General features: G+C 57.3%; 8 protein-coding genes and 1 pseudogene. 6 read left to right on the top strand and 3 right to left on the bottom strand.

What is annotated here, in order from left to right; translation table 11 throughout:
• The first annotated feature begins 250 nt into the window (after positions 1-250).
• A complete protein-coding gene (locus tag BN871_RS29670; RefSeq protein ID WP_048747036.1) occupies positions 251-781 on the top strand; it encodes a PfkB family carbohydrate kinase in 531 nt (176 codons plus the stop codon).
• A 1,139-nt stretch (positions 782-1,920) separates the two neighbouring features.
• On the opposite strand, the gene BN871_RS15135 is transcribed toward BN871_RS29670, so the two are convergent.
• Complete coding sequence (locus BN871_RS15135) at positions 1,921-2,571, bottom strand: hypothetical protein (protein WP_048747035.1); 651 nt, start codon at positions 2,569-2,571, stop codon at positions 1,921-1,923.
• Between the two features lie 243 nt (positions 2,572-2,814).
• Positions 2,815-3,432 carry a TetR/AcrR family transcriptional regulator gene (locus tag BN871_RS15130; protein WP_048747034.1) on the bottom strand — a complete coding sequence of 206 codons (618 nt, stop codon included), beginning with the start codon at positions 3,430-3,432 and terminating at the stop codon, positions 2,815-2,817.
• Positions 3,433-3,688: 256 nt separating this feature from the next.
• Between BN871_RS15130 and BN871_RS15125 the strand changes: the two genes are divergently transcribed.
• Positions 3,689-5,128, top strand: a complete 1,440-nt coding sequence (locus BN871_RS15125) for an MDR family MFS transporter (protein WP_048747038.1) — start codon at positions 3,689-3,691, stop codon at positions 5,126-5,128.
• Positions 5,129-5,435: 307 nt separating this feature from the next.
• Here BN871_RS15125 and BN871_RS15120 read toward each other — a convergent pair whose 3' ends face one another.
• Complete coding sequence (locus BN871_RS15120) at positions 5,436-5,882, bottom strand: hypothetical protein (RefSeq protein ID WP_048747032.1); 447 nt, start codon at positions 5,880-5,882, stop codon at positions 5,436-5,438.
• A gap of 487 nt (positions 5,883-6,369) precedes the next feature.
• On the opposite strand from BN871_RS15120, the pseudogene BN871_RS15115 reads away from it, so the two are divergent.
• The 4 genes and pseudogenes from BN871_RS15115 to BN871_RS15105 all read left to right on the top strand — a co-directional run.
• Positions 6,370-7,629 (top strand): annotated as a pseudogene (locus BN871_RS15115) (YheC/YheD family protein); the annotation flags it as partial.
• A complete protein-coding gene (locus tag BN871_RS30250) occupies positions 7,629-8,258 on the top strand; it encodes a YheC/YheD family protein (protein WP_374725887.1) in 630 nt (209 codons plus the stop codon). The pseudogene BN871_RS15115 and the gene BN871_RS30250, both read left to right, overlap by 1 nt.
• Positions 8,259-8,310: 52 nt before the next feature.
• Positions 8,311-8,790, top strand: coding sequence for a YheC/YheD family protein (locus BN871_RS30245; protein ID WP_374725886.1), 480 nt, complete (start codon positions 8,311-8,313; stop codon positions 8,788-8,790).
• A 4-nt stretch (positions 8,791-8,794) separates the two neighbouring features.
• On the top strand, positions 8,795-8,985 hold a 191-nt coding region (locus tag BN871_RS15105; RefSeq protein ID WP_048747030.1), incomplete at its 3' end, for a hypothetical protein.

Here is an 8,985-nt window from a genome sequence, read left to right as displayed (position 1 = left end):
TGTATACCAACAACCTTGGCAGAAGCCACGTATTTTTGGCCCAAATTACAACTAGCGGATTTGAATTTCAGTTACTTTAGATGGATGGTATTCACTTGATTGCGGTATTGATGAAATTTATAAAGACATATCTACTGTATTAAATTTCGAATTTTAAAATTGAATTATTGGATAGAGAAATTAATAGTGAGTTCCTTGCTAATTTAAAAAACTCACGTTAGATGATGTTTTCTCAGAGATTCTAAAAAAATTGCATAGATCACATCCTTCAGCAGAAGACTTTTATAAGCAGCCGCGTKTCTCTCTGACGCGCGGCGGCGCGGGCTGCTCCTTCCTCGGCGAGGACGGCAAGCTGCAGACCGTGGCCGCCCCGAAGGTGAAGGTCGTGGATACGACCGGCGCCGGAGATACGCTGAACGCGGCCCTGTGCGTGAAGCTGGCGGAGCTTGCGGCTGGCGGCGGAAGCGCGCCGAATGACGGCGAGCTGCGCGAAGCGCTGGCGTTCGCCGTGCAGGCCGCCTCGCTGTCGGWCACGCGCTTCGGCGCGCAGGACGGGCTTCCGTCCCGTACGGAAGTGGACGCGGCGCTGGCTTCGGCCCCGCTAGGGCGGGGGCAGGCTCTCCGCGGAGCGCGTCGCTGCAGTAGGGCCGCAGACAAGCGAGCTGCGTTGCCGCTGCGCGGCTGGGTGGCGCAGACAGGCCGAAGCGCGAGAAGCATCGCTGCTGCGTGGCCGTACGGGGGCCGGCAGAGGGGCAGCAATGCCTGCTTTGCATGTCCGTAAGGGGATCCCCTGCAGAGGGGCAGCATGGCCTTGCTTTGCATGCCCGTAAGGGAGACCCGGCAGAGGGGGGAGCAGCATTGCCGCTGCGTGGCAGTATGGGCGCTTGCAGTTTAATTTAGGGGAATCCAGTGTCATAACAACGAAGTGGGTACAAAGTGCTGGACTTTTATCGGACATAGGATCCGTTATTTTGGAATAACCCCCATAATTTTTGACTTATCGGACATAGGATCCGTTATTTGGCGGAAAATGAGCTGAAAACAGCCTTTTCACTCAAAATAGCGGATCTGATGTCCGTTAAATTTTTTATAACGGAGTAAATGGCCTAAATAACGGATCGTATGTCCGATAGAACGGCATCACATCTTACATGCTCCTAAGCTGGTCTTGCATAAAAATCGGAACAGCCGTCCGGAGAGCACAAGTGCAGGGCAGTTAACTAGTAAGATAACTTCCGAGAGTACGTACGAGAATAGTTAGGTTAACCAGCAAGAAAGTCCTCGCCATGAATCGACGACCTTGAAGAGCAAAAGCTTGAGTTAGTTAGTTGGCTATCAAGATCATTCCCGCTATGAAACATCAACATGAAGCGTACCGGCACTAAGGTAATTAACCAGCAAGAAAGTCCTCGCCATGAATCGACGACCTTGAAGAGCAAAAGCTTGAGTTAGTTAGTTGGCTATCAAGATCATTCCCGCTATGAAACATCAACATGAAACGTACTGGCACTAAGGTAGTTAACCCGCAAAACAACCCCCGCCACGAACCTGCGACATTGAAGCGCAATGGATGAGTTAGTTGGCCAACAAGATCATTTCCTCCATGAAACATCGACATGAAGCGTACGAGCAGAAGGTAGTTAACCCGCAAAACAACCCCCGCCACGAACCAATTACCTTGAAGTGCAAAGCATGAGTTAGTTGGCCAACAAGATCATTCCCGCCATGAAACATCGACATGAAACGTACTGGCACTAAGGTAGTTAACCCGCAAAACAACCCCGTTATGACCATCAGCCTTGATGAACATGAGCATGAATTAGTTAATCAGCACGATAATCCCCACCATGAACCATCGACCGTAAAGCGTACGAGCATGGGCTCGTTAACCAGCTCGATATACATCTCGCTCAAATTCCCTTAAAGCCAAATTTGATAGGACCGTATGCGTTTTGTGCCGCTTGCCGCTCTCAACAGCTGAAGCGAGGCCAGTTTTCCGAGAATCCGCCTGGCGTGCCTGTCGCTGACCTTGATATGGGCTGCAAACTCCAGCGGACTGAATGGGCGCAGAATCCGCCTTGCATAGCGGAGAGCCTCGGCCTCGGCTGCCGTAAGGGAAGCCGACAGATCCGTGCTTACGAATTTGCCGATAAAAGCCAAAATCAGCTGCTGGCATTGCTTGGGCTCGTCCACAATGGACGGGTAGGCTATCGGCAGGAATATCCACCCGTCCAATGCCAGCAGGCAGTGACGTCGGCAGAGATCCTTGAAGCGTCTAACGTCCAAATCCCTTGCATGAGGTCCGTAACCTTGGATTTCTATGCCGCCTTTGGCGTTTCCGGGTCTATAGGCCAGATCCAGGTACCGATAGCCGTTGGCAAAATCTCTCACTTCCCACTCGGGATACAAATGTTCAAAGCGGCCGACGGAAGGAAACCAGACCGTTCGGAGGAATTCAACCGTACCATGTCCGAGACCGACTTCGAGACGCTCTCTCCTGCGCGGGTTTTCTTCTTCCTGGATGTTCTTGCTCAGCCAAGCCTCGTATTCCGTCTCGAATAAAGATTGCATAGCTATCACTCCCTTTAGATTGGTTAACCAGGTATGATGCAACCCATCCAACGGGCAGAAAAAAAGCCGCCCTGGCCGCAGCAAAGCTGCGGACCATGGCGGCATGTTCTTCATGACCGGCTGACAATATGGGGGTGAAAATGAAGTGCTAAAGATGCAAGCCCTTGCTTGCTGCCGAATCATCCTGCCGAATCATCCTTGCTGCCGGCTCATTCTGGCCGGACAACAACCGGCTCATTCGCTTCAGACAAACAGGGGATGGACGATGGTCCGGTTGATAACCCCGGCAAGCTCCTCCGGCGTATAGCCGGTCTGGTCGCGAAGATGGTTCAGCGATTGGGGGGCGAGCGTCGATATGAGCAGATGGGCGTTGATGGGCGGACAGACTCCCGCTGCGGCAGCGCCGGTATCTACGGCCTCCTGGAGCAGTCCCTGCACCGTGCCGAACAGGAATTGGTAAGGAGGAGAGTCGAAAAAGGTCGACATTTCCTTCTCGCATCTGCGTCCGGCGAAAATGGCGGCGTAGATCGTTTCCATCAGCTGGATATTGTTCATCAGATTCAGCACAAGCTCGCGGATGACGAGCGTCGCTCTCTCCTTCACCGCCAAGGAAGCGTTTTCGGTTAGAGACCGTTGGACGTCTTCCTGAAGCCCGTTGAAATAATCTTCCATCAGCTCCATGCACAGCTCGCCCTTCTGTGAAAAGCGGCGGTAAAGCGTGCCTTGGCCGACACCGGCCGTCTTGGCGATCTGATGCATGCTCACGGCGTCGACGCCGTGCTCGGCGAACAAGGCGCGGGCCGTTTCTAGAATCGACTCGCTGAGTTCCTGGGACTCCTTGCGCTTATAAATCGAAGACATGAACGTCACATCTTTCTATAGCAAAATAGCCGTATTGACACCCGGACAATTGTCCGCTATAGTCAATACGTTCATTAGCGGACAATTGTCCGCTGTCAGTCGGGGCATCGTTGCTCAGTGTCCATATTGTATCTTTTTGCTGGCAGACGGTCAATGAACGCGACAAAGAGAAACCACGGAAACCGTGGAAACAAGGAGTGGGAAACCGGTGTCGAGCCAACCTCAAGCCTCGCCTTCCGCAGCAGCGGAAGTATCCATGCGCGCCATCATGGTGCCGCTGGTCGCCATCATCATCGGCATGTTCATGGTCATTTTGGACGGGACGGCGATGAACGTGGCGCTGCCCCAGCTGCAGCAAGATTTCGGCGTCACCTCGCTGACTCTGGTCCAGTGGACGGTAACCGGCTACGCGCTTGCCCAGGCAGCCGTCATTCCGCTCGCCGGCTGGCTGTCCGACCGTTTCGGGGCCAAAACGATCTTTCTCGTCTCCGTCATCTTGTTCACGGTCGGCTCGGGCCTCTGCGCCTTGGCGACGACTGTGGATCAGCTGATCATTTACCGCGTGCTGCAAGGGCTCGGCGGCGGCATGGTTGCGCCGATCGCCATGGCGTTCACCTACCGAATCGCTCCTCCAGGCAAGGTCGGAGCCGTAATGGGCATGATCGGCATTCCGATGCTGCTCGCTCCGGCGCTCGGCCCGGTCGTTGCCGGCTGGCTCGTTCAGGACGTATCCTGGCACTGGATCTTCCTCATCAACCTTCCGATCGGCGTCGTCGCCGTCCTGCTCGGCCTGCGCACGCTGCCTGCCATCGATCGGCAGAGCGTTCCGGAGCTTGATATCAAAGGCATGATTTTCGGCCCTCTTGCCTTCGCCGGTCTCGCCTATGGCGTATCCGAAGGCGGCACCGACTGGGGCTCTGCGCGAACGATTACCGGCCTTGTTGTCGGTGGCGTATCGCTGATTATCTTTATTATCGTCGAGCTTCGTCGACGCAATCCGCTGCTTGAGCTGCGGGTGTTCAAATCCGCCAACTTCTCTCGGGGCGTCATCGTCCAGTGGATTTCCCAGATCGCGCTCTTCGGCACGATCTTCATGATTCCGCTGTTCCTCCAAACCGGGAAAAACTATACGCCTCTGGAAACCGGCCTCGTCTTGCTGCCGCAAGCGCTGGCGGCGGGCCTCTTCATGCCGATCGGAGGCAGGCTGTACGACCGCATCGGCGCTCGTCCGCTCGTCATCAGCGGGCTGACCCTGATTACGGGCGCAGCCTTCCTGTTCTCCCGCATTACCGTCGACACCGGCGTATCGGGCATGATCCTGCCGCTGGTCCTTCTTGGCGCCGGCATGGGCATCTCCATGATGCCGCTCAACACGCATATCATCCAATCGGCTCCGGCTCATCTGGTCGGACGCGTCACCTCGCTGACGGCCGCGCTTCAGCAGGTCATCTCGTCGCTGGCCATCGCCGGATTGTCCACTTACGTGACGAGCCGCATCAAGCATTATTCGCCGCAGCTCGGCCAGGATCCCCATAAGCTGCTGACAGCTTCTTATGGCGATACCTTCGCGATTCTGATCTGGGTCGCCGTGCTCGGCGTTCTCGTCGGATTCCTGCTGAATAAGCCGAAGCCTCAGAAAGGCGCGGACGGAAGCGAACGGAGTCCGGAACCGCAAATGATGATGGGCGGCCACTGAAAGAGACGTGGGCTGATGTCTTCAACGGCTAATCGCCATGGCACACTTGCTCTTGCCTGATTCTTTCTACAAAAAGCAGAACGCCCTCCGGCATGGCCGGAGGGCGTTCTGTATTTCAAACCAACGAAGGTCGAGCCCGGAACCTTGTTCCAGAAGCGTTCATGCCATGCTTGAGTCTCCAAGCAGCACCGCTTGATTCATAAACCGCCCATGCACCGCTTGTCTTAAACCTCCCATGCGCCGCTTGATTCATAAACCGCCCATGCAGCGCCGCTTGTTTCCTGCAGCGCCGTTTCTTTTCGGGAAGCTATTCCGGGCGAGGAGCGGTCCGGGAGCTGCCGGGAAACGGGTAACGCGAGCACCAGAGCACCCACCAGACCAGCAGCGGTTGAAACGCCAGCCGGAGCCAGAGAGCCGCAGGGGAGGTGTGCTCGGTTCCGGGAAACGGAATTCCTTGGGCCGCCGCATATATATTGGCAGGAAAAATGAGGATCAAATACAGCGCTGTCGCCCTTCCGGTCCAGCCGCGCGCAGCCGGAAGGAGAAGCAGCACGGCAATAGCCGCTTCCAGCACGGCCGTCGCGTAAATGATCGGGACCCGCAGCGGGACCCAGCCGGGCAGCATCGAGGCGAAGCCTTCCGGCTCGCGCAAATGGTACAAGCAGGCTGAAATCATGAGAATGGCGAACAGGATGAGGCCGACCAGACGAGGCCATGTCGTGCGATGGGCTTTGGACAGGGATGGAGAGGGCATAGGAATCTCCTTTAAGCTTTCATAAGGTCTGTGCATTCATACACGCCAACCATGCCCTTTGAAGCACTTGGGAACATGGAATGGAAAGGATGCGCTTCAAACCCAAACATCAAGAAAGCTTGCGGAAATCCAGGATAAAGGCCGCCAAAGAGGCGATCGCCGTAAGAGGCCGGACATGGTTCCGCGGAAGCCGTTTATCCGGATAGAGCGCCCAGTTGTCAAAGCCATCGGCATCCGGCACGGCCGCGCTGCCAAACCGTCACATTGAACCATAGCGCGACCAGGGGGTTCATGATCGGGAGGGAAGGCATGAGGCCTTACGGCTGGCCGCCTCTCTACAACCGGTAGCTCGCAAAGGGCTCGCCGTAGCGGAACGGGCGGCTGATCCGCTCAAGCTCGTCCTTGATGGACGGCTCCAGAGCAAGCTCGAGGCTGCGGAGGTTCGCCTCCAGCTGCCTGGCGCTTGTGGCGCCGGCGATGACGCTCGATCAAGCTGGGAAGGGAAACGGTAACGGCCTCGGTGAAATCCGTCAAGGGGGAGGGCAACCATGTGTACCTCGGCTCCGCCATCCGTCAGCATATCCGCGTTCCGAAGTCCGGCAACGTATTCATGCTGCATGCGAACGAGGATGAGGTGCAATTCGGGCCGCTCGTCGGCATCCTGAGCGACGGCTATGTGTCCTCCGCCTTGCCGTTCGGCTCCCGCACCGGCTTCATCAAGGAACTGATCCGCATCGGAGACAAGAAAGCCTACTTTTTCGGGTTCGCCCCGCGCGACATCAACTGGCAGCAGGAGACGGTGAACGGCTACTTCCTGAATTCCGACGGCAGCTGGTACCGCAAGACCGTGCCTCTTCCGGATGTCGTCTACAACCGCCTGCCGAGCCGCAAGGCCGAGACCGGCACCTATATTTCCACGCTCCGCGAACGCTTCGTGCGCAAGGGAATCCCCTTCTTCAACTGGAGCTTCTTCAATAAATCCGATGTCTACAAGCTGCTCGACAAGGATGTCGAGGCGCTCCGCCATCTGCCGGAGTCGGTATCCGCGCCGACGGAGGAGAAGATCAAGGAGCTGCTGAGCAAGCACAACTTCGTCTACTTCAAGCCATCCGGCGGCAGCCTCGGAGCCGGCATCTACCGCCTCACCTACCAGCCGAAAAAAGGCTATTTCGCCCGCTACCGCAGCGGGGGCAAAAACGTGCTGCTGCGCTTCAGCACCTTTCAGGGACTCATGAAGACGCTGCATGCCCGCATCGGAAGCTCCTTCGGCGGTTATGTCGTGCAGCAGGGCATCCGGCTTGTGGAAATCGACGCCTGCCCGATCGACTTCCGCTTCCACATGCACAAGAACGGGCGCAATGAATGGGTGACCGCCGGCATCGGCGCCAAAAAAGCGGGACGCGGCAGCGTCACGACGCATATCAAGAATGGCGGCTCCCTCATGACGCCCGCAAGCGCCCTCTCGCGCGCATTCGGCGGCGAGACGAGCGAAGTGCTCGAAAAGGCGAAAAAAGTAGCCGTGAAGATGTCGGAGGCGATCGAGCGCAACTATCCTCACCGTCTGGGCGAGCTCGGCCTGGATATCGGCATCGACAAGGACGGCGACGTCTGGATGTTCGAGGCCAACGCCAAGCCCGGACGGTCCATATTCAAGCATCCCTCCTTGAAGACGGAAGGCCGCGCCTCCCTGGAATATATTCTGGAGCATTGCCTGTACCTGAGCCGCTTCCGGGGGAGGGACAGCTGATGGAGCTTGAGCAAATTCCCGGCTATCCTCCGGCCGACCCGGCTTCCAAGCGGCCGGTTCTGGCTATCCTGACGATGTCGGATCGGCTGCTCGGATTCAGAGGCAATCGCGAAAACTTCGCCGACGTAGCCAAAACCGGACGCGACATGGGCTTCACCGTCTATGTCCTACCCTGCAAAAGCCTGAATTTCACCGAACCGATGCTGAGCGGCTACGGCTTGAACGACAAGACGGGGGAATGGGTCAAGGGACGCTTCCCCTTCCCCGACCTCGTCTACAACCGGATTCCCCAGCGCGAGGACGAAATGCGGCCGAAGGTGCAGCAAAAGCTCCGGCTGTGCCAGCAGCATCCCCGGATCAAAGGCGTCTTCAATCCTTCCTTCTTCAACAAATGGGAGCTGTTCGAGTGGCTGAAGAAATCCCAGGCGACGAATCGGTATATTCCGTCCACCCGCAAAATGGTTTCGGTCACCGGCCTCGGCCGGATGATCAGCAAGCATCCCTATCTCTACCTGAAGCCGGTCAGCGGCAAGGCAGGCAAGGGAATCATGACCATCCGGGTGATGGAGGGCAAGACGCTGCCTTACCGTCTGCGCATCCAGCAAAAGAAAAAAAAGCAGCACGTATAATTGCGCGACGATAAGCAAGCTGTGGTCGCGTATTCTAAGAGAGAGCGGCGGCGTGTCGTATATCGCCCAGCAGGGCATCGACCTCGCGCTGTACCAGGAGCGCAGGTTCGACCTCCGCGCGCTCGTGCAGAAAAACGGAAGCGGCCAATGGGCCGTTTCCGGCATCGGCGCCCGTCTCGCGGGCTCCCGCAGCATCACGACCCATGTCCCCCGGGGAGGCAGCATCGAGGATCCGGAGAAGCTGCTTCAGCATGCCTTCGGCCCTCAGGAAGCCCGCGAGCTCATGAGCAAGGCCCGGAGCGCCTGTGTGCAGCTGGCCCGCCAAATCGAGACGGCCAGCGGACAAAGCCATGGCGAAATGTCGATGGATCTCGGCGTCGACGTGGAAGGCGGCCTCTGGTTTTTCGAAGCCAACGCCAAGCCGATGAAGTTCGACGAGCCCCACATCCGCAAAAAATCGCTCGAGCGCATTTTCCAATACGGATCGTACCTGATGCGCTCGCCGAAACAGGGGAAGGCTGGAGGCGCATAAACAAATGAATGTACAGCTGCTTACACCGGCTCAATGGAGCCGTCACCGGGATCGGTTGATTCGGCTCATCAAGTCCTGGGGCAGCGGAAGGCTGACCGGAGCGGGACTCGCCGCGCTGGAAGCGTTGCAGCCGGCCGATCTCGAGCCGAGGCAGCCTGGGAGCAGCCCGGCGGCCGCAATCGCTGTGGTCACGAC

Origin of the sequence: Paenibacillus sp. P22 (genome assembly GCF_000469945.2) — a bacterium.
Taxonomy (GTDB): Bacteria; Bacillota; Bacilli; order Paenibacillales; family Paenibacillaceae; genus Paenibacillus_O; species Paenibacillus_O humicus.
Note: the sequence above shows the minus strand (reverse complement) of the source record. Positions and strands in the feature narration are given on the sequence as shown.